Genomic DNA, 19,998 nt, shown 5'->3' with positions numbered 1-19,998 from the left:
GAACTACGTAGCTCGAAAGCCATCGAGAGATATTGCTGCCGAGGAGCTCCAATGATTTTTACGAAAACCTTTGCCGGATTAATTGCACTCCTGCTTCCTTCGCTGGCGACAGCGCAAAACGTCGATCTGGCGATTACCGATGTAAGTGTTGTCGATGTGGAACGCGGTACCATCGAGAGTGGGCGCACCGTTGTAGTCAACGAAGGAACAATCAGCCTGATCCTTGCACCGGAGGAGCCAAGGCCGGAAGCTTCCGAAACGATCGACGGGGCAGGGAAGTTTCTAATACCTGGATTGATCGACATGCATGTCCATCTGAACAGGGACTCTCTACCGCTGTTCCTGCGCTTCGGAGTGACCACCGTGCGCGATATGGGCACGCATTTCGCTCCACTGGAGGCCGATTCAGGCGGACAGTTGGCTATGCGACATGAGATCGCATCAGGCGAACTGGAAGGCCCGGAACTTGTGCTCGCTTTGCGTATTCTGGACGGCGACATTCCGCGCAATCCGGACTGGGCGATGCATTACGCTTCGATCGCCACCCCCGAAGAGGGCCGCTTGCTGGTCAATCAAGTCGCCAGCGCAGGCGCCGATTTCGTCAAGGTGTACACCGACTTGAAACCAGACGTGTTCGCGGCAATCGCAGACGAGGCAAAGCGGCGAAATCTATATATTGCAGGACACGTCCCGGGAGAAGTCGGGCATATCGCAGCGGCAGAGGCGGGTCTGCGAACGGCCGAGCATTTGCGCGGGATTTTCATCGACATATCCGCTGATGAAGACCGTTGGCGCGATGAATTCGCGGCCGAGGCTGCCAAACTCGATCCGTCAGCAACTTATCTTTTCACGAATAGCAAACTCATCGAAATGGCCGCTACCCGCGATACTGCGAAAGAGACAGCGCTGTTCGAAACCTTAAGGCGCCATGATGTCGGCATCGTTCCAACTCTGGTCGTACTCGATGATCCGCGTTGGCTCTATCCATCGGCGATGCCCGATCCTGCACTCACCGACGAGCTGTCATTTATCTACAAGAGCATCGTGACACCCCGGGGTGATCCTCGAGGGCCTTTTGACAGCATTGCCGACGGGATGGCCGCTCACAAGCTGAGAATGGAACTGGTCGGACGAATGCATGCGGCGGGAGTGACTGTTCTCGCCGGAACGGACGCTTCGAATCCATTTGTGGTGCCAGGCGTCTCAATGCACACAGAGCTAGCCAATCTCGTTCGCGCCGGAATGACACCTGCTGAAGCGATTCATGCCGCTACACTGGCAAATGCGCGCTACATCGATGCGGCTGATCGTATCGGCAGCGTCACGGTGGGCAAGGAAGCCGACCTTGTTCTTCTCGAAGCCAACCCGCTCGACGATATCACTGCGACCCGTCAAATTGCCGAGGTCATTGTCAACGGAAATCGCCTTGCGAAGGAAGCCAAGGAGAGACGGGCCGAGTAGAGGCGTCAACCAGCCTTCGCCTTTTGCCTCCATTCATGCAGCAGCGGCTCGGTATATCCCGATGGCTGCTCCACGCCCTTGAAGATCAGATCCTTGGCCGCGCGGAATGCGGGACCATCTTCGTTCCCGATAAGCGGCGTGTAAGACGGATCATCGGCATTCTGGGCATCGACCTTCGCCGCCATGCGGGTGAGCGAATCCATCACCTGATCGTCGCTCACGATCCCGTGGTGGAGCCAATTGGCAATATGTTGCGAAGAGATACGCAAAGTCGCACGGTCTTCCATCAGGCCAACATCGTTGATGTCTGGCACCTTCGAACATCCGACTCCGGCATCGACCCAGCGCACCACATAGCCAAGCAGACCCTGCGCGTTATTATCAAGCTCGTCGCGCAGTTCTTCTTCGGGCCAGTTTGTGTTCTCGGCGAGCGGAATGGTCAGCAGAGCTTCGAGGCCCGGTGGTTCGGGCAGGGTTTTCTGGATATCGAATACGTTCTCGCGGTGATAATGCAGCGCGTGAAGCGTCGCGGCGGTCGGAGAAGGCACCCATGCTGTGTTCGCTCCCGCCCTGAGATGGCCGATCTTTTCCTCCATCATTGCACCCATCAGGTCGGGCGCGGCCCACATGCCCTTCCCGATCTGCGCCTTACCTGAGAGGCCGTGCGCGAGCCCGATGGCGACATTGCGGGACTCATATGCCTTGAGCCAATCCGAATTCTTCATGGCGCCTTTGCGCATCATCGGCCCGGCCCGCATCGAGGTGTGAATCTCGTCACCTGTCCGGTCGAGGAAACCAGTATTGATGAAGACAATCCGGTCCCTCACCGCATGGATGCACGCGGCGAGATTGGCGCTCGTACGGCGCTCCTCGTCCATGACGCCGACCTTGATCGTATGGCGAGGCAAGCCGATCAGATCCTCGACCGCGTTGAACAGATCATTGGTGAAAGCACACTCTTCCGGACCATGCATCTTGGGTTTGACGATATAAATGCTGCCGGTTTTCGAATTGCCGTGTTTCGCGTGTCCCTCGACGTCGAGCGCGCTGATCGTGCTGGTGAAAACCGCGTCCATAATCCCCTCGGGAATCTCGCTGCCATCAGGCAGACGGATAGCGGGATTGGTCATGAGATGGCCGACATTGCGTACGAACATCAGGCTGCGACCCGGCAGACTGTGTTCCCTGCCCTCGCCGTCCCTGTAGGTCTTGTCGCCTGCGAGCGAGCGGGTCAGCGTGCGCCCGCCCTTTTCGAAACTCTCCTCAAGATCGCCGCGGATGATGCCTAGCCAGTTGGTGTAGGCGGTGAGCTTGTCCTCGCCATCGACTGCGGCGACCGAATCCTCGCAATCCGCAATCGTGGTAAGCGCGGATTCGACGATGATATCGGCTATGCCGGCCTGGTCCCCTTTGCCAACCGGGGTCTCGCGGTCGAAAACCACCTCGATGTGGAGGCCATTGTTCCTGAAAAGCAAACCTTTGTCAGTCTTGCCGATATACTGATTTTCGTCCCGCAGTTTTCCATCGTTCTCGTCGGCGAGATCGGCCCAGCTCTGATCCACGAGCGGCAGTGCGGAATCGAGGAATTCCCGGCCTCGCGCAATCACGGCATCGCCGCGCGCCTTGTCATAGCCGCCAGGCTTGGCTGGCGGCGCATCGAGCGCGTCCGTCCCATATAGAGCATCGTAGAGGCTCCCCCAACGCGCATTCGCCGCATTCAGCAGGAAGCGGGCGTTGAGGATCGGGACGACCAGCTGCGGGCCGGCCGTGGTCGCGATTTCGGGATCGACATTCTTCGTCCCGATATGGAAGTCGCCTGGCTCCGGCACCAGGTAACCGATATTCTCGAGAAACGCGCGGTATTCGGCCGCATCATGCGGCTTACCGCGACGCTCGTCGTGCCAATGATCGATCTGCGCCTGCAAATCCTCACGCCTTTGAAGCAGCGCGCGATTGCGCGGCGCGAAATCGGCGAGCAGCGCGGCAAGACCTTGCCAGAATGCAGTCGGATCGCGGCCAAGGTGCGCCAGGACCTGCTTTTCGAGAAATTCCGCCAGCTTCCCGTCAATCGAAAGTCCGGCGCGGTCTAGGTGTGCTGTCATTGTGGTCCTCATGGCTCCATCAAAGGAATCCTGGGGAGGAGGACGGATCGCGATATGGCCAAATGACCGGTGGATTGCAACGGCTTGGACAAGTCTCTTTACCCAGCTAGGGGTGGTTTCCGATGAAACCGGAAATTCTCTCTCAAATCGACGCCGCGGCCATGCTAGACGACGTGCAGAATTGGTGCGCGATCAACACCGGTACCGGTAACCTGGACGGACTCGGCGCACAGGCGAGCGCGCTTGCCGATGCGTTCAGAGTTCTTCCTGGTGAAGTCGAACTGGTCGATCCTTCGCCGGTGACCGGGATGGCCGCCGATGGCAGCGAATTCCAGATCGCCAACGGGCAGCACCTTGTCATGCGCGTGCGCCCAACCGCCAATCGCCGGGTGCTGTTTACCGGGCACATGGATACTGTTTTTCCGCAAGACCACCCGTTTCAGCAGCAGACATGGCTCGAAGACGATGTGCTGGGCGGTCCAGGTGTAGCGGACATGAAGGGCGGCATCGCTGTAATCCTGCATGCGCTCAAGGCGTTCGAGGCATCGGGCCGGTCATCCACGCTCGGTTATGACATTCTGATCAATTCGGACGAGGAGACAGGGTCGCTGGCCAGCTCCGACCTGATCGCGGAATTGGCGCGCGGGAAGTTAGCCGCGCTTACCTACGAACCAGCCGCCCTTCCCGACGGCACGCTCGCGCACGCGCGCGGCGGAACCGGAAACTATTCGATCACGCTATCCGGTAAGTCTGCCCATGCGGGGCGCAATCCCGAGGATGGACGCAGCGCGCTCGTCGCGGCAGCGGATTTGATCCTGCGGCTGAAAGCGATGGAACGCGAGGACATAACAATCAATCCCGCCAAGCTCGAAGGTGGCGGGCCGAACAATGTCGTGCCCGATCATGCCGTTCTTCGTTTCAATATCAGGCCAAAATCGACCGAAGCGATGGAGAGATTCGACAGCGCTTTAAACAACTTACTTAGTCAGATTGAGAGTGAGCATGAGGTCAGGGCGCACCGACACGGTGGTGTTACCCGTCCTCCCAAACCGGTCGATGCGAAGGCGCAGGCGCTGTTCGATCTGGTAAAGGAATGCGGTGCCGAGCTGGGCCAGCGCATCGGCTGGAAATCAACTGGCGGGGTGTGCGATGGAAATAATATCGCAGCTTGCGGTGTCCCTGTGGTCGACACGATGGGCGTGCGCGGCGGCTCTATCCATTCAGCGGACGAATTCCTGATCGTTCCCAGTCTTGAAGAGCGCGCCGCGCTCTCTGCCCTTGTCATTTCGCGCCTTGCCGATGGTGCGCTCGCCGGAGACCTGAATTGACCTTTCGATTGCGCGCCGCGCGCCCTTCCGATCTTGAGCACCTTTATGAAATGGCAAAACTGACGGGCGGCGGCTTCACCAACCTTCCGCCGGATCGCAAGGCGCTTGGCAGCAAGCTGGATCGTGCTGCACAGGCATTCGCCAACACAGAGGACAAGCTGGTGGATGAACAGTTTGTGCTGGTCCTTGAGAACCTCGAGACAAAGAAAGTCGCCGGGACCTGCCAGCTGATGACGATGGTCGGGCAGCAATGGCCGTTCTATTCCTACCGCTTGAATACTCTGACGCAGTACAGCCAGGAACTGGACCGAACGGTCCGGGCGGAATTGTTGAGCCTCGTCACCGACCTCGAAGGCGCGAGCGAAGTGGGTGGATTGTTCCTCCACCCCAATGAACGTGCTGGCGGTCTTGGTCTGCTGCTCGCACGAAGCCGCTACCTCTTCATCGCCATGCACCGCAAACGCTTCGCAGACCGGGTGCTCGCAGAACTGCGCGGCATTATCGACGAGCGCGGCGGTTCGCCGTTCTGGGACGGGGTTGCAGGCCGGTTCTTCGGCATGAGTTTTCAGGAGGCTGACTATTTCAACGCGATCAACGGCAACCAGTTCATCGCTGACCTGATGCCCAAGCATCCCGTCTATGTCTCGATGCTATCCGAAGACGCGCGCAGCGTGATCGGCGTACCCCACCCAACAGGCCGAGCGGCGATGCGGATGCTCGAAAATGAAGGTTTCCGTTACGACGGATATGTCGACATATTCGATGGCGGGCCAAGCATGGTCGCCGCGACCGATGACGTCGCGAGTGTAAAGGACAGCACAGCGGCCAAGGTAACCGGAGTCGACCTTGCCGAAGGCGAGCGGGCTATCCTCGCCGCCGGTCGGCTCGAAGAGTTCCGCGCCTGTTACGGAGCGCGCAAGCTTGACGATGACGGCGGTATCGCCATCGACGCGGCGGCGGCCGATGCGCTCGACGTGACCGAGGGCGACACCGTCTGGAGCGTGACGCGGTGAGCGACCTCAAAGAGATCAACTTCGACGGTATCGTCGGCCCGAGCCATAATTATGCCGGGCTCAGCCTCGGCAATATCGCCAGCGCAAGTCACAAGGGCGATCCCTCCTATCCACGCGCAGCAGCTCTTCAAGGCGTGGCCAAGATGCGCGGCAATCTCTCCAGGCTGGGCGTGCAAGGCTTCTTGCTGCCGTTGCCCCGCCCCAATACCGCGCTCGCCGAGGCATTGTGCTATAATGGAACGGAGGCGTCCGCGCTGCGCGCTGCGCCATGGTCAGCATCTTCGATGTGGACCGCCAACGCCGCAACCGTCTCTCCCGCGCCTGATACCGCTGACGGCAAGTGTCACCTGACACCCGCGAACCTCGTCACGATGCTCCATCGCGCCCAAGAATGGCCGGATACCAAACGCATGCTGGAGGTCGCGTTCGGAAATCGCGATCGTTTCACCATCCACGATATCGCGCCGATGACTTTCGGCGACGAAGGCGCGGCCAACCATATGCGTTTTTGCGAGGGTCATGGCAGCGCCGGGGCGGAAGTCTTTGTCTACGGCCGCCCCGGTGGCCGGTTCCCCGCGCGCCAGCATGAACAAGCCAGCCGTCTGATTGCGCGCCGACACGGACTGGATCCGGCAAGATGCGTGTTCGTCGAACAAAACCCTGCCGCGATCGAAGCGGGAGCGTTCCACAACGATGTGGTCTCGGTCGCCAATGAGCGGGTACTTTTCACCCATGCAGAAGCCTTCGCCGACCAGACGGGCGCCTACGATGCGATCCGAGCCGCCTTTCCCGCGCTCGAGGTGGTCGAGGTGCCAAGTGATGCGGTGACACTCGCGGAGGCAATCCGCACCTATCTTTTCAACGCGCAATTGGTGACGCAGCCCGACGGGACGATGGCGCTCATTGTCCCTGAAGAATGCCGAGAAAGCGCCAGGGTGTGGGCCTATTGCGAGCGCATGATGGCGGGGAACGGACCGATCAAGCATGTCGTTCCGGTCGACGTACGCCAGAGCATGGCCAATGGCGGCGGCCCCGCCTGCCTACGTCTACGGGTCGTGTGCGACCCTGCGAGCGTAGATCAGCGCTTCATGCTGGATAATGCAAAGGCCGATCTTCTCGAAAAGACGATCGCCGAAAACTACCCCGAGCAAATCGATCCGGCTGATATTGGCTCCGAAACCTTGGCAGGAGCCGTGATCGCCGCACGCTCGGCACTGCTCGCCGCGCTCGACATCCCAGAACTAGGTTAACGCGTTTGCAACCGTTTGCGTGATCAGCTTAGGGTAAATTCCTAGTTAACCAGCCCCTCGTGCATCATTGCGGCGCGCAGAATTTGGCAGGTTATTGAAGCCGATAGGCTCAGGAAGGACCGCACATGCTGCGAAAGATCGGAAGGCTGTTTGTAATCAAGAACAGGTTCGAAGCCTTCGTGATCATCTACGCCTTGGCGCTCGGTGCGACGGCACGCGGTTCTGCCTATCTGACGGAATATCCGGGCGCTGGCGGGCAGCTTTTGTACTTGGCGACAACCGGCGCAGTCTTCCTCGCGGGTGCGGCGATCCTCGATGGGTTGAAAGCGCGGAAAAAGCTGGCCGCCATATCACAAGAAGGCGCTGGCTGAGACAGCACGTATTCTGCGTCCTTGAAGCAAACGTCACTGTTCAGCGAAGCAACCGACAACCCGCTAGGAAGCGGTAAAGCTCGCCATCTATTTGCCGATCGAGTTCCTAAGCCGAACGAACGGAGCTTTCAGTTCGTCGGGGTCGGCCGTCTCCAAAGTGCCCGATTCAATTTCATCGGGTGACCAGAACAGCGAAGGCGACTCGTCGTCGAGCATGGACCATGCCGGGAACAGGCGTTCCGCCGAAGTTTCCTCCAGCAGCAGTTTCACGTTTGTGTGGCGATCATCGGCCTCAATGCGCGTGAACAACCGGTCGATCCTGTCGACGGGACCCTCTATCAACTGAAGATATATGTCTTGTCGGCAGATGAGTGCCCCGGTCACATCCGCTTTCTGGTTATTGCGGCGCGCCTGAGCCAATATACCGGCAAGCATTGCATTGTCGAAGCCAAACGGCTGCGATCGGTAGATCAATCGCTTTTCCAAGGTGCGTCTCCAAAAGATGATGGGGTAATCGAGCTACGCCAATCACCGCTTACGCTATAGCGGAGCCTGCGTCATTCATCGCGAACCGCCTCATGGAACTGCAGGGAGCTCTCGCCAGACGGGAACCATTGTGAGGGTCTGGGACCTTCCTGGCCGAGCTACGGCGCGGTCGGGGAAATAGGGGAAAATCGCCAGACCCGTTCCGAGTCAAAGGTTGATTGGGCGGCACTGGCGTCAAGCTGATATGTTTGCCGAATTCGCGGAACTACCGACGTCGCAAAGCAGACGCGCGTTCATCTCAAACGCTTTTGAGGTGGGGGTTTCTGTTGCTAGCTACCCCCGGAGCCCCGGAATCCGTTCTGTTGCCCGGTCGGTCCAACCGCGCTTAGCTTTGTAAATTCGGGCCGCTAGGCCCTAAAATTACGCAGCGATTGCGAGTGCGTCGTTATCGTTAGCACTTATGAGATTGAACAGTTTTACGGGGTACTCAGCCCGAGCAAAAACTACGCTTTTCAGTCCACGTCGATCCTGGTTCGGCCCCGTCATTTCCCCCGCGAAAACCGGGAGAGGTGGTGGAGCCGCCGGGTACTGCCCCCGGGTCCGTTGTACCTATTGCACGCAGCAATTTATCACCATAGTCCGCCGAAACGGACACAAGAGATATAGGATCGAGAAGTCCAAAAGAAAAGGGGCAGACCGCAAGGCCCGCCCCCTCCTACAATTCAAGTTCCGACAAATCAGACGCTTGGAATTGGTTCTTCAGCATCCGCTGCATCTTCCAGGGCGTCGGACTTGTCTTCGATCTGTTCAGCCTGCGCTTCGAGAGCGTCTTCCTGCGCCTCCGTCTCGGCGTCGTCGGCCAGATCTTCAACTTCGTCGGCGCGCTCTTCCATTTCTTCAGCTTCGGCTTCGGTCGCCGTCTCCGGACCACATGCCACGAGTGTCAGTGTAGCTGCCGCCACCGTGGCTGCAAAAATCTTACGCATAATCATCCCTTTCGATAGAGCCTGTCGAACTGCTCTGCGCAGAGACCGTTCAAAAGGCTCAATCGAGTGAAAATACGATTGGTTCCGAGAATGTGTCGAAAATGCGGCCTATTTTTTCAGCGCGTCCCTGATTTCCGTGAGCAGCTCGATTTCGGTAGGGCCTTCTGGCTCGGCCGGCGCTTCCTCCTTCTTCTCGAACTGGGCCATCACCTTCATCGTGTAGCGAACGAGCAAGAATATGATGAAGGCCAGGATCAGGAAGTTGATGATGGCGGACACGAAAGATCCCCATGCCAGCACGTTGGCGCCCGCCTCACGTGCAGCCTCGAGCGACATGCCTGTTTGGATCGTGTCTTCGCCCGACAAGACGATGTACTTGTCCGAAAAATCGACATCACCGAAAATAGCGCCGACGACCGGCATGATAACCTCGTCAGTGAGCGATTTTACGATAGTTGCAAAAGCCCCGCCGATGATCACGGCGACAGCAAGTTGCATGACATTGCCCTTGGCAATAAATTCCTTGAATTCAGACAGCATACCAATCCCTTCTTCGCAGTTCCGGATGTCTCTTCTATGCAAGAATGATCGGACCTGCCAAGCGTAGGAGCCGTGCCTGTGGACTTCTTGAAAGCCCCGGGCGGTGTGCTATATCGACAATACAGGCTCTAGCGCGCGCCAATCCATGGTCGCGGCACTTTTCTGGAGGATTTGCATGTTTTTGAAGACCGTGACCCGCGGCGTATTGGTCGCAGCCGCCTCGCTCACTCTCGCAGCCTGCGGGATCAACTCCGTGCCCGCTGCCGAAGAAGAAGCAAAAGCGAAGTGGGCCGATGTTGAGGCGCAATTCCAGCGCCGCGCGAACCTTATCCCGAACCTCGCCGAAGTCACCCAAGGTGCTGCCGAGAATGAGCGCGGTATTCTTACCGAAGTAACGGAAGCCCGCGCCCGAGCCACCGCGATCAACGTTTCAGCCGATGATCTCGACGATCCAGCGAAGATGGAACAGTTCGCCGCGGCGCAGGGTCAGCTAAGCCAGGGTCTTGGTCGCCTGCTTGCGAGCTTCGAGGCATATCCCACTATTCAGTCCAACCAGAACTTCCTGACGCTGCAAAGCCAGCTCGAAGGCACTGAAAACCGTATTGCGGTGGCAATTCGCGACTACAATGAGGCGGTGCGCAAATATAATACGACGATCCGCACTTTCCCAGATACGATCGGCGCGAATATCATCCACGGCGCAGAGCCGCTTGTGCCGTATTCGGCCGTGACCGAGGGTGCAGAAACTGCTCCCGAGCTCGATCTGACGTCGAGTTGAGAGCGCGGACCTGATCTCAGTGCTTCGCCAGATTATCCTCACACTCGCAGCAGTGGGGGCGCTCTTGGCGTCCCCTCTCGCCGCACAGCCTGAATTCCCGGCGTTGACTGGCCGCGTCGTCGACACTGCTGATATCCTTCCCCCCAACGTCGAAGCGGAGCTCGTGCAGAAATTGGAAGCGCTCGAAGAGCAGTCGCAGCGCCAATTGGTCGTCGCGACTGTCCCGGACCTACAAGGGTACGACATTGCCGATTTCGGATACCAGCTGGGCCGTGAGTGGGGTTTGGGCGATGCCGAACGCAATGATGGTACGCTGTTGCTGGTCGCTCCGAATGAACGGAAGGTCCGGATCGAAGTTGGTTACGGGCTGGAAGGCACCATGACCGATGCACTCTCTTCGCTGATCATCCAAAACCAGATCCTGCCTCGGTTCCGCGATGGCGACTATCCGGGCGGCATAGCTGCCGGCACCGATGCAATTGTGACGCAGCTTGTCCTGCCGCCCGACGAGGCGCAACGCGTCGCTCAAGAGGCAAACCAGCAACGCACCACCAGCTCACGCGACGGCGGTTTTCCGATCGGAGCCCTGATGTGGATGGGCTTCATGTTCTTCTTCTTCATCCTACCGCTGCTGCGCGGGCGTAGGCGGCGGCGTAAATACCGTTCGAAGGGTAAGGGACCATGGGGCGATCGCAGGCACGACCGTGATTGGAAAGACACCGCTGGCGATATCATCCTTTGGGAAGTGGGAAGCGCTATCGCGCGCGGAGCGATGGGCGGCGGACGCAGCGGCGGCGGTTTTGGAGGAGGCTTCGGCGGTGGCGGTTTCGGCGGCGGCGGCGGCTCGTTTGGAGGCGGCGGCGCCTCGGGCGGCTGGTGACGCATGAGCTATCTCAACGAAGAACAGCACGACATCGTCTCGAACGCAGTGCGAGAGGCCGAACTCACCACATCTGGCGAGATCGTTACCGTGCTTGCCGACCGCAGCGATGGTTATACAGATGTCGCATTGTGGTGGGCGATTGCGGGCAGTTTCACGGTCATGAGCCTGTTCGCCGCCCTGCCCCAACCCTTTCTCGACTTCTGGGACAGTCTGAGTGGAGGCTGGGGGAACGAATGGTCGATCGGCCAGCTCGCCAGCATGACCATCGCGCTCGGACTGATCGCCTTTGCCGCCATCATGCTGGTGCAGATGTGGGAGCCGCTGAAATTCTTCGCCGTTCCGAACCCGGTCAAGACGACGCGGGTGCACGAACAGGCCATCAAGCATTTCAAGGTCGGTGCCGAGCGCCGGACGCATGGGCGCACCGGGGTGCTCATCTACCTGTCGATGAGCGAACACCGAGCCGAGATCGTGGCGGACGAGCCGATCGCCGCGAAGGTTTCTGCCGAGGTTTGGGGCGAGGCCATGGCCGACATGCTGGTTGAAATCAAAGCGGGTCGGATCGCCGAAGGCATGGCCGTGGGTGTGCGCGATGTCGGCTTCGTGCTCTCGCAGCACTTTCCCCGCACCGAAGACGACGAGAATGAGCTTCCCGACCGGTTGATCGAAGTCTAAGCCTCCTCGCGAACATGACTCGCGACTTTCCCGATCTTACCCGAGACAAGGATGCCGACCAGGCGGAGAATATCCGCTGGGAAGGTCGCTTTATCACCGCCAGAACGCGGGGACGCTGGGAATACGCGACGCGCGCCCGCCGCATCCGCGCTGCAGCCATAATCGCGCTGGACGAGGACGACGACGGAACCCGTCACGTGATCCTGGTTAGCCAGTACCGGGTCCCGTTATCACGCTTTTGCCTCGAGATACCTGCTGGCCTGATCGGCGACGATGATGGCGAGGAAGACGAAGACGCAGCAACCGCCGCTGCCCGTGAGCTCGAGGAGGAAACCGGCTACAGCGCCGAAACGCTCGAAGAACTTGGCGAATTCTATTCTTCGCCCGGTATGGTTTCCGAAAGCTTCACCCTGCTCCGCGCCACGGGATTGACCAGAGTCGGTGAAGGCGGCGGTTTGGAAGACGAGACGATCAACGTGCACCGAGTGGCCCTTGCCGAACTGGCAAGTTTCGTCGCTGATTGGCGTGCCGCAGGGCACGGCGTCGATGTGCGGATCGGAATGCTGCTGACACCGGAATATTTGGGAGAAGGTTTGAAATGACGAATACGAAATCTGGCCGCTGCGAAGGGAAACTCGCGCTTGTTACAGGCGGCGCACAGGGACTTGGCCGTGCACATTGTATTCGGCTTGCCCAAGAAGGCGCACGGGTTCTCGCAACCGACATTAACGGCGACGGGGCCGCAGAAACGGCGGACATCGTGAACGCCGAGATGGGATCCGGCACTGCCTATTCGGTAGCGCATGACGTCACCGACCCGCAGGCGTGGAAAGCCGCGGTGGATGCCGCCCGCGAGAATATCGGCGGGCTCAATGTCCTCGTCAACAATGCCGGGATCGGTGTACCGGGCAATATCGAGGAATGCGATTTCGCCGACTGGCAGCGCTGTTTTTCGATCAACGTCGATTCGATTTTCCATGGCTGTCAAAAGGCGCTGCCATTGATGCGCGAGCACGCACCGGGATCGATCGTCAATATTTCCAGCATTGCCGGATTGATCGCTAGCGACACGATGCCCGCTTACAATGCGTCGAAAGCTGCAGTGTGGATGCTATCAAAGTCGATCGCACTGCACTGCGCAAAAAAGAACATGCAGATCCGCTGCAACTCTGTGCACCCGACCTTCGTCGATACGCCTATCCTCGACGGAACGGCGAGGGCACACGCGCTCGACAAGAATGTGCTGATGGACAAGTTGGCACGGCAGATCCCGCTGCGTTTCGTCGGCGAACCGAACGATATTGCCAATGCGGTGGTCTATCTCGCCAGCGACGAAAGCCGGTTCATGACCGGCGCCGAGATCAAGCTGGATGGCGGTATTTCGGCGATGTAGGAATCAAAAGAGGGGCCATATGGCCCCTCCCGGTTTCTTCGGATGTAGGTCGCGCAGTTTCCTGTGAAAACCGGCCAAGAAAACCGGGGCCGCCGTCAGGTCCTGCGCTCAGTCGGCGATAAGCGCGACTGCGAGATAGATCGGAATGGTCAGACCAAAGCCGAGCAGAGTGGCGACGACAAGGCCGATGCGCCAGATGGTCGCGTCAATGCCGGTCGAATTGGCCAGTCCGGAGCACACACCGAACAATTTGCCGTTTTGCTTGTCGAGGCGATAACCGTCCTGGGGCGGGCCGCCATTTCTGTGTGAGACGTTGTTCATGCGAGCACTCCTGCGAAAAACGGGGTGGCTGGGCTGGCCGGGACAATGGCGAAAGCCATCAGAGCGACCGTGATGATCGATGCGGTCAGACCTGCTGCGATGCGAGCGCCTGCCGTGCCGCCGAGGTCAAAGAACGAGTACATTTTTTCTGTTTCCTTTCAAGGTTGGATTGGACTTAGGCGAGGCCGGGGCTGCCGGGGATGATCGCGTAAGCGAAGAACGAGGCCGAAACGATCACCGAAAATGCTGCGGCGAAAATGCGAACTCCGGTTTCGTTGGTAGGCATGATGTTTTTCCTTTCGAGAGAATGTTGGCGATCAAGCCATCAGCGAAGGGCTGGCAGGGATGATTGCGTAAGCGAAGAAAGCGGCCGAAATTGCGACAGAGAAGGCAGCGGCAGCGAAGCGATTGGAAAGATCAGATACGAACATTGTTTGGTCTCCTGTTTGAGTTTTTCAGTGTCTTTCGGGATAATCCCTTGGGACACCCGATACATTGCAGGAGGTGTGCCAAACTCGGAGATTGGCGGAATTCTGGGCTTTTCACGGTCGGCGAACCTGAACGGTGGCTTAACAAATCCTACAGATTGGGAAATTTCGCCACCTGTTGGGATTGGTCATTTCGACCCGCTCCGCACTGGCCTTTAGCGCGCGCCATGCTACCGCATTTGGGCACATGGCTCTGACCCGGATTACTCTCCAGAATTTCCGTAACCACTCCTCCAGCGAGCTGGTGGACACCGCGCATTTTAACCTATTGGTAGGCGACAACGGGGCTGGAAAGACCAACGTGCTGGAGGCCCTCTCGCTGCTCAGTCCGGGGCGGGGATTGCGGCGCGCCAATCTTGCCGAGCTGGCCCGCAAGACCGATCCAAGCGCAGCCGCCGGCGCTTTTGCTATCGGCGCGAGCTTGATCGAGCAGGGGCAAACTTCCGCGCGCCTCGGCACCTACACCGAAGTTGAGCGGCCGACACGCCGCCTAGTGCGGATCAACGGTGCGGAGGCAAGCGCCAGCGCGTTGTCGGAATGGCATGCGGTTTCGTGGCTGACGCCAGCAATGGATGGGCTCTTTACGGACAGCGCGGGAGAACGGCGACGATTTGTCGATCGCTTGACGCTCGCAGTGGAACCCGCTCACGCAAAGAGCGTCTCGGCACTGGAAAACGCCCTGCGAGAACGCAACAAGCTGCTGGAAACAGGCGGCGATGCGCGGTGGCTCGATGCAATCGAAGCGCAGGCAGCGCAGCATGGCGCGGTGGTTTCACAAAACCGTGCGCGGCTTGTTTCCGAGCTCGCCGATGAATTGAGCGCCCTCCCCCCCGAACCTTTTGCACGCCCGATCTTAGCCTACCGCCCTGGCGGCCCGACCGATGTCGCCGGTCTTCTTGCGGAATTCGCGCGCGCCAGACCGCGTGACCGAGCGGCAGGTCGCGCGCTCACAGGCCCACATCGGGACGAGCTTGAAGTCGTGATGGCGTCAACGGGGGTTGCCGCAGCGTCCTGTTCGACGGGCGAGCAGAAGGCGATGCTCATTGCGATTACGCTGGCACAGGGCGTGTTGGCATCTTCCGGCCGACCGAGCGTGCTCCTGCTCGATGAAGTCGCAGCACATCTCGATCCGGTACGCCGCGCAGAACTGTTCCGACGGCTCGGCCAGGGTCAGGCTCAGGTTTGGATGACCGGAACCGAGCTGGCTCCGTTTGCGGACATCGAAAACTCGGCAGCAATCTGGCGCGTGAGCGGCGGGACGCTTAAGCGCCTCTAGACGCTCTTCAGGCCGCGTCGCGCCTCTCCTCGGTTTCGGGAAGTGCCGCTTGCACCTCGTCCACTGTCGAAGCGACCAATTCCTCAATCCCTTGCTCAGTCGGATGGATCCGATCCGACTGGAACAGTGATGGGTTCTGGTAGATGTCCTCGAGCCAGAACGGAATGAGCGCAGCATCATATTGCTCGGCTAGTTCACCGTAGAGCGCATCGAAATCGGCCTGGTATTCGGGCCCGTAATTCGGCGGAGCGCGCATACCCATCAGCAGCACGGGAATGTCGCGGCTCTGCAATTCTTCCATCATTGCAGCGAGATTGGCTTTAGTCTCGGCAGGAGACAGGCCACGAAGCAAATCGTTACCGCCGAGCTCGAGGATGAACAGGTCGGGTTTTTCCTGCTGCGCATCAAGCGTGAATTCGAGCCTTTGGAGACCGGCAGCGCTTGTATCGCCCGATACCCCTGCATTGACCGTCGCCGCATTCACGCCCTTTGCGCGCAGCGCCGCTTCGAGCTTGGCAGGATAGCTGTCCGATTTATCGACGCCGTATCCGGCAAACAGGCTGTCCCCGAATGCAAGGATTCGGACTTCCGGACCCATGACCGGGATTGCGGGCAAGTCACCCTCGGTACGCGCGGCACCGGATGCAGGAACCTGCACCGCGTCCTCGGCACTTTCGCTGCACCCTACCAATGCCAGCGGTGCCGCCATCGCCACCGACATAACAGCAAAAACCGGTTTCATTTTCGACCAAGTGCGTTCGTGCATCTATCAGTCCCTCAGGTGGGTATCTTGTTGAGAGCCCTCCCCTATGCCATCTGGTGCCTGTGACCAATACTTCTTCTGGCGACCCACTCGCCATCTCCGCCCGCAATCTCACCCTGACGCTTGGCAGCAATGCCGCGCCGACTGAAATCCTGCGCGGTATCGACCTCGACATCGCCAAGGGAGAGGTCGTTGCGCTGCTCGGCCCTTCCGGATCCGGCAAAAGCTCGCTGATGGCAGTGCTTTCCGGCCTCGAACGCGCAACCGGGGGCGGCCTGACCGTTGCCGGGGCAGATTTCTCCGGCATGGATGAAGACGGACTTGCGCACGCGCGGCGCGGTCGCATCGGGATCGTGCTGCAGGCGTTTCACCTGCTGCCCACCATGACCGCGACCGAAAATGTGGCGACTCCCATGGAGCTGGCCGGATCGGACGATGCACAGCCCCGCGCCAAGGCGGAGCTTGAAGCGGTCGGTCTGGGTCACCGCACCGATCATTATCCGACACAGCTTTCCGGCGGCGAACAACAGCGCGTTGCCATCGCACGCGCCATCGCGCCGCGGCCCGAGCTGATATTCGCCGACGAACCTACCGGAAATCTCGACGTCAGCACCGGAGAGGAAATCGTTAAGCTGCTATTCGAACGGCGCGCCGAGACGGGTGCCACTCTGCTGGTCATCACCCATGACAAGAGCCTCGCACAAAAGTGCGAGCGCGTGCTGACGATGGCAGACGGTGTGATCGTATCCGACACGAAGAACGCCAAGACCGCCGCCGCATGAGCGAGACCGGCGATCTCACCTGGAGCGGCGCCTGGCGCATTGCCCGGCGCGACCTCAATGCGCGTTTCCGCGGTTTGCGGCTGCTGCTTGTCTGCATTTTTCTCGGCACGGGTGCGCTAGCCGCGATCGGGACGCTTACAGCTGCAATCGAGCGTGAGCTTGCTGCGAGCGGGCAGGTGTTGCTCGGCGGCGATCTCGAGGTGGAGGTGTGGCAGCGCGATCTGACGCCCGAAGAACAGGCGGCCCTCGGTGAATACGGGACGCTGTCCGGCGGCACGCGCTTGCAGGCTATGGCGACCGCAGGCAGCGGCGATGACAGCCGCGCTGCGCCCGTCGAGCTGAAAGCGGTTGACGACAGCTGGCCGCTCTATGGCACTCTCACCCTGGCCGATGGCAGCGAGACCGGCGCGCCAACGGGCACCGACGCCTATCTGGCGCGCGGCGCTCTCGACAGGCTCGAGATAGAGATCGGCGACCGCTTTACCGTCGGCACGGTAGAACTGACTGCAGCGGGCGTTATTGAAAACGAGCCTGACCGTCTGTCCGAAGGGTTTCAGCTCGGCCCGACAGTGCTCGTCGCGGAGCAAGTGCCCTTGGATGGGGGACTGCTGCAACCCGGGTCGCTGTATCAGAGCAAATACCGCGTCGCCTTCGACGATCTCGGCGAAGACCCCGAAGTTATCGAGGAAGAGCTGACGGCGGCATTTCCGAATGCGGGCTTCGACTTTCGCAGCCGCGACCGCGCGTCACCCGGCGCAGACCGGTTTGTCCGGCAGATGAGCGACTTTCTGACCCTCGTGGGCCTCGCGGCGCTCGTAATTGCCGGGATCGGTATCGCCGGTGGGGTCTCATCCTATCTCGATGCGCGCCGCACCAGCATCGCGACGCTCAAGGTGCTGGGTGCTTCCTCGCGCGATATCGTCCGTATCTATGCCATCCAGATCGGAGTGGCCGCATTTATCGGCAGCGCCGCTGGCCTGGCGACCGGCGTTCTGATCACACCGCTGCTCGGCTCTGCGCTCGAAGGGTTGTTACCGGTCGAAAGCGGCTTCGTCATAGAGCCTGCGCCATTGCTGCTCGCGGGCGCTTACGGATTGCTGGTCGCGTTTGCCTTTGCCGCTGCTCCACTGCTCAGAGCGCGATCTTTCCCGGCAATGGCGCTCATGCGCTCGCGCGTCGTGCCGCTATCGCGTGACAAGCGGGCGCTGGTGGCGACCGCAGCCGGTATCGCCGCCATCTGCGCGCTCGCGCTCTTGACGACAGCGCAGCCACTGCTGTCGGGCGGGTTCCTGATCGGAGCCGGAGGTGCGCTGATCGCGCTCGCCGCGCTTGGACTGCTGATCCAATACATCGCCCGGAGGCTGCCGCGCCCATCCAACCCTCTTCTGCGCTCGGCGCTGTCCAACATCCATCGCCCCGGCGCACCGACCGGCTCGCTCGTCACTGCACTCGGTTTCGGGCTGGCCGCATTTGTGCTGCTGGCGGCGATCCAGTCTGCCATCGATGGCAACATTCAGAGCCGCGTCCCGCGCGAGGCACCCGATTACTTCGTGCTCGACGTGCCCGTAGATGGCAAGGACCGCTTCGAAGAGCTGATCACCACGCGCTATCCTGATGCCATGATCCGTACCGTTCCGACGATGCGCGGATCGGTGCTTGCATACGGCCCACAAGATTCAATGATCCGCGTCGCCGATCTTGAGGAATTACCGGAGGGCGCATGGGTCCTTCGCGGAGAACGCGGGATAACCTACGCCGACGCCATCCCGGAGGGAAATCGCGTTGTCGAAGGGGAATGGTGGGACGAAACCTATCGAGGTGAGCCGCTCGTCTCCATCGACGCCGAATTCGCCGAATCCGTAGATCTGGCCATTGGCGATTATCTCACCATCGGGATACTTGGAACCGAGCGCGACGTCCGCATCGCCAATATCCGCGAAATCGACTGGGAGAACATGGGATTCAACTTCACTCTGGTCTTTTCGAGCAATGCGATTGCAGATGCGCCGCATAACCTTTCGGCGACGGTCGAATTGTCCGACACTGCAGACACACAAGCGCAAGGATCGTTGCTGCGCGATCTGGTGCAGGAGTTCCCATCGAGTTCGGTCGTCGAGGTTGGCGAGGTACTCACCGAAGCGCGCACCATCCTTCAGCAAGTCAGCCTCGCAACCCTCGCCGCGGCGGCGGTCGCAGTTCTTGCCGGGCTTGCGGTGCTGATGGGTGCGATCGCAGCTGCACGCGCGGCGCGGATGTACGACACAGTCGTGCTGCGCGTGTTGGGTGCGAGCAGACGCCAGATTCTGCTCATGCAGCTTGCCGAATACGGGCTAATCGCGCTCGCCCTTGCTGGCGTCGCCTTGGCGCTGGGATCCACGCTTGGGTGGGTCATAATCACGCAGCTGTTCGAATTCGACTGGCTTCCCGATTGGGGGGAAGTGCTGGCGGTGCTGGGGCTAGGCCTGTTCATGGTTCTCGCCTTTGCCTTGGGCGGATCGCTACCTTTGCTGCGGGCGAAACCGGCACAGGCTCTCAGAGAGCTTTAGCGCGTCGGCAACCACGGGCCGGTCACCTCGTTCCCTTCGCTGCGCAAACACCCCGGACGTGCGTCATTCGAACACCGACATGTCGACCGCGCCTTCCCCCGGAGCGGCCTTCAGGACAAGCGTGCTCGCGATCAAATCGTGCAGGCCCTGCTTCCGTTCGGTGAACGCGGCCATGATGAAGCCGATCAAAAGGATGATTGCCGACAAGATTTTTGCAAAATAGCGACCAGCTGCACGCAGCGCGGAAATCCGACGACCGTCTGTATCGGTCACGATCAGTCCGAGCGCCCGCTTGCCCGGCGTTCCCTGCATATGTGAGGCCTCAAAGCCGACGAAATAAGCAATCCCTATGACCAGGCTGATCAGGTCGAATGCCCCAAGTTCGGCATCCGCACCGGTGCTGAAAAGCGCCACTCCCGTCAGCACCCCCAATACCACGCCAACCAAGGCCAGAATCACTGTGTCGATGATGTAGGCGAGCAGCCTTATCCAGAAACCGGCATAAATCATTGTCGATACTCCGCTTCAACGGTTGGAAGCCATGCCAACGCTGTTG

Annotated in this window: 23 protein-coding genes and 1 other RNA gene; 13 read left to right on the top strand and 11 right to left on the bottom strand. The window is 59.9% G+C overall.

Features of this window, described 5'->3' with window-relative positions; translation table 11 throughout:
• The first annotated feature begins 51 nt into the window (after nucleotides 1-51).
• Entirely contained in the window at nucleotides 52-1,461 is a 1,410-nt protein-coding gene (locus tag KCG45_RS10300) for an amidohydrolase family protein (RefSeq protein WP_218317146.1), read from the top strand.
• A 5-nt stretch (nucleotides 1,462-1,466) separates the two neighbouring features.
• Here KCG45_RS10300 and KCG45_RS10295 read toward each other — a convergent pair whose 3' ends face one another.
• The gene (locus KCG45_RS10295) at nucleotides 1,467-3,563 is read right to left on the bottom strand and encodes a malate synthase G (RefSeq protein WP_218317145.1); all 2,097 of its coding nucleotides are present in this window, start codon (nucleotides 3,561-3,563) and stop codon (nucleotides 1,467-1,469) included.
• 122 nt (nucleotides 3,564-3,685) lie between these two features.
• Here KCG45_RS10295 and KCG45_RS10290 point away from each other — a divergent pair, with 122 nt between their 5' ends.
• The 4 genes from KCG45_RS10290 to KCG45_RS10275 all read left to right on the top strand — a co-directional run bounded on the left by KCG45_RS10290 (nucleotide 3,686) and on the right by KCG45_RS10275 (nucleotide 7,525).
• On the top strand, nucleotides 3,686-4,891 hold the full coding sequence (locus KCG45_RS10290) for a hydrolase (RefSeq protein ID WP_218317144.1): 1,206 nt from the start codon (nucleotides 3,686-3,688) through the stop codon (nucleotides 4,889-4,891).
• Complete coding sequence (locus tag KCG45_RS10285) at nucleotides 4,888-5,904, top strand: arginine N-succinyltransferase (RefSeq protein ID WP_218317143.1); 1,017 nt, start codon at nucleotides 4,888-4,890, stop codon at nucleotides 5,902-5,904. Before KCG45_RS10290 ends, KCG45_RS10285 begins: the two co-directional genes overlap by 4 nt.
• On the top strand, nucleotides 5,901-7,154 hold the full coding sequence (locus KCG45_RS10280; protein ID WP_218317142.1) for an N-succinylarginine dihydrolase: 1,254 nt from the start codon (nucleotides 5,901-5,903) through the stop codon (nucleotides 7,152-7,154). Before KCG45_RS10285 ends, KCG45_RS10280 begins: the two co-directional genes overlap by 4 nt.
• A 125-nt stretch (nucleotides 7,155-7,279) precedes the next feature.
• A complete protein-coding gene (locus KCG45_RS10275) occupies nucleotides 7,280-7,525 on the top strand; it encodes a hypothetical protein (RefSeq protein WP_218317141.1) in 246 nt (81 codons plus the stop codon).
• Nucleotides 7,526-7,612: 87 nt separating this feature from the next.
• Here KCG45_RS10275 and KCG45_RS10270 read toward each other — a convergent pair whose 3' ends face one another.
• The 4 genes from KCG45_RS10270 to mscL all read right to left on the bottom strand — a co-directional run bounded on the left by KCG45_RS10270 (nucleotide 7,613) and on the right by mscL (nucleotide 9,537).
• Nucleotides 7,613-8,011 carry a BLUF domain-containing protein gene (locus tag KCG45_RS10270; protein ID WP_218317140.1) on the bottom strand — a complete coding sequence of 133 codons (399 nt, stop codon included), beginning with the start codon at nucleotides 8,009-8,011 and terminating at the stop codon, nucleotides 7,613-7,615.
• A 348-nt stretch (nucleotides 8,012-8,359) separates the two neighbouring features.
• Nucleotides 8,360-8,703, bottom strand: a transfer-messenger RNA (tmRNA) gene (gene ssrA / locus KCG45_RS10265).
• 45 nt (nucleotides 8,704-8,748) lie between these two features.
• Nucleotides 8,749-8,997: a hypothetical protein gene (locus KCG45_RS10260; RefSeq protein ID WP_218317139.1), complete on the bottom strand. Its 249-nt coding sequence runs from the start codon at nucleotides 8,995-8,997 to the stop codon at nucleotides 8,749-8,751.
• A gap of 108 nt (nucleotides 8,998-9,105) precedes the next feature.
• The gene (gene mscL, locus KCG45_RS10255) at nucleotides 9,106-9,537 is read right to left on the bottom strand and encodes a large conductance mechanosensitive channel protein MscL (protein ID WP_218317138.1); all 432 of its coding nucleotides are present in this window, start codon (nucleotides 9,535-9,537) and stop codon (nucleotides 9,106-9,108) included.
• Nucleotides 9,538-9,712: 175 nt separating this feature from the next.
• On the opposite strand from mscL, the gene KCG45_RS10250 reads away from it, so the two are divergent.
• Genes KCG45_RS10250 through KCG45_RS10230 form a run of 5 tightly spaced genes read left to right on the top strand, consistent with a single transcriptional unit; the run spans nucleotide 9,713 to nucleotide 13,266 of the window.
• Nucleotides 9,713-10,315, top strand: a complete 603-nt coding sequence (locus KCG45_RS10250) for a LemA family protein (RefSeq protein WP_218317137.1) — start codon at nucleotides 9,713-9,715, stop codon at nucleotides 10,313-10,315.
• Nucleotides 10,316-10,334: 19 nt separating this feature from the next.
• Nucleotides 10,335-11,195, top strand: coding sequence for a TPM domain-containing protein (locus KCG45_RS10245; protein ID WP_439648919.1), 861 nt, complete (start codon nucleotides 10,335-10,337; stop codon nucleotides 11,193-11,195).
• A 3-nt stretch (nucleotides 11,196-11,198) separates the two neighbouring features.
• A complete protein-coding gene (locus KCG45_RS10240; protein WP_218317136.1) occupies nucleotides 11,199-11,873 on the top strand; it encodes a TPM domain-containing protein in 675 nt (224 codons plus the stop codon).
• Nucleotides 11,874-11,887: 14 nt separating this feature from the next.
• Entirely contained in the window at nucleotides 11,888-12,475 is a 588-nt protein-coding gene (locus tag KCG45_RS10235) for an NUDIX hydrolase (RefSeq protein WP_218317135.1), read from the top strand.
• Complete coding sequence (locus KCG45_RS10230) at nucleotides 12,472-13,266, top strand: SDR family oxidoreductase (protein ID WP_218317134.1); 795 nt, start codon at nucleotides 12,472-12,474, stop codon at nucleotides 13,264-13,266. Before KCG45_RS10235 ends, KCG45_RS10230 begins: the two co-directional genes overlap by 4 nt.
• A 108-nt stretch (nucleotides 13,267-13,374) precedes the next feature.
• Here the strand turns inward: KCG45_RS10230 and KCG45_RS10225 are convergent, their stop codons facing one another.
• Genes KCG45_RS10225 through KCG45_RS10210 form a run of 4 tightly spaced genes read right to left on the bottom strand, consistent with a single transcriptional unit; the run spans nucleotide 13,375 to nucleotide 14,018 of the window.
• A complete protein-coding gene (locus tag KCG45_RS10225) occupies nucleotides 13,375-13,587 on the bottom strand; it encodes a PspC domain-containing protein (protein WP_218317133.1) in 213 nt (70 codons plus the stop codon).
• On the bottom strand, nucleotides 13,584-13,730 hold the full coding sequence (locus KCG45_RS10220; RefSeq protein ID WP_218317132.1) for a hypothetical protein: 147 nt from the start codon (nucleotides 13,728-13,730) through the stop codon (nucleotides 13,584-13,586). The genes KCG45_RS10225 and KCG45_RS10220 overlap by 4 nt, the downstream gene beginning before the upstream one ends.
• 32 nt (nucleotides 13,731-13,762) lie before the next feature.
• Nucleotides 13,763-13,873 carry an enoyl-CoA hydratase gene (locus KCG45_RS10215; protein WP_190786815.1) on the bottom strand — a complete coding sequence of 37 codons (111 nt, stop codon included), beginning with the start codon at nucleotides 13,871-13,873 and terminating at the stop codon, nucleotides 13,763-13,765.
• Nucleotides 13,874-13,904: 31 nt separating this feature from the next.
• Complete coding sequence (locus tag KCG45_RS10210; RefSeq protein WP_190786814.1) at nucleotides 13,905-14,018, bottom strand: enoyl-CoA hydratase; 114 nt, start codon at nucleotides 14,016-14,018, stop codon at nucleotides 13,905-13,907.
• Between the two features lie 244 nt (nucleotides 14,019-14,262).
• Here KCG45_RS10210 and recF point away from each other — a divergent pair, with 244 nt between their 5' ends.
• Nucleotides 14,263-15,351, top strand: coding sequence for a DNA replication/repair protein RecF (recF, locus tag KCG45_RS10205; RefSeq protein ID WP_218317638.1), 1,089 nt, complete (start codon nucleotides 14,263-14,265; stop codon nucleotides 15,349-15,351).
• A gap of 7 nt (nucleotides 15,352-15,358) precedes the next feature.
• On the opposite strand, the gene KCG45_RS10200 is transcribed toward recF, so the two are convergent.
• Nucleotides 15,359-16,117 (bottom strand): arylesterase, encoded by a 759-nt coding sequence (locus KCG45_RS10200; protein ID WP_255548126.1) that lies wholly within the window; start codon nucleotides 16,115-16,117, stop codon nucleotides 15,359-15,361.
• 59 nt (nucleotides 16,118-16,176) lie between these two features.
• Between KCG45_RS10200 and KCG45_RS10195 the strand changes: the two genes are divergently transcribed.
• Together KCG45_RS10195 and KCG45_RS10190 are read left to right on the top strand one after the other, a co-directional pair.
• Complete coding sequence (locus tag KCG45_RS10195; protein ID WP_218317131.1) at nucleotides 16,177-16,896, top strand: ABC transporter ATP-binding protein; 720 nt, start codon at nucleotides 16,177-16,179, stop codon at nucleotides 16,894-16,896.
• Nucleotides 16,893-19,442 (top strand): ABC transporter permease, encoded by a 2,550-nt coding sequence (locus KCG45_RS10190; RefSeq protein WP_218317130.1) that lies wholly within the window; start codon nucleotides 16,893-16,895, stop codon nucleotides 19,440-19,442. The genes KCG45_RS10195 and KCG45_RS10190 overlap by 4 nt, the downstream gene beginning before the upstream one ends.
• A gap of 63 nt (nucleotides 19,443-19,505) precedes the next feature.
• Here the strand turns inward: KCG45_RS10190 and KCG45_RS10185 are convergent, their stop codons facing one another.
• Nucleotides 19,506-19,952 (bottom strand): RDD family protein, encoded by a 447-nt coding sequence (locus KCG45_RS10185; protein WP_218317129.1) that lies wholly within the window; start codon nucleotides 19,950-19,952, stop codon nucleotides 19,506-19,508.
• Nucleotides 19,953-19,998 lie beyond the last annotated feature (46 nt).

The sequence above is a fragment of the Erythrobacter ani genome, from assembly GCF_019204025.1.
GTDB lineage: Bacteria > Pseudomonadota > Alphaproteobacteria > Sphingomonadales > Sphingomonadaceae > Erythrobacter > Erythrobacter ani.
The sequence above is the reverse complement of the archived record's forward strand: the minus strand, read 5'-3'. Positions and strand labels throughout refer to the sequence as shown.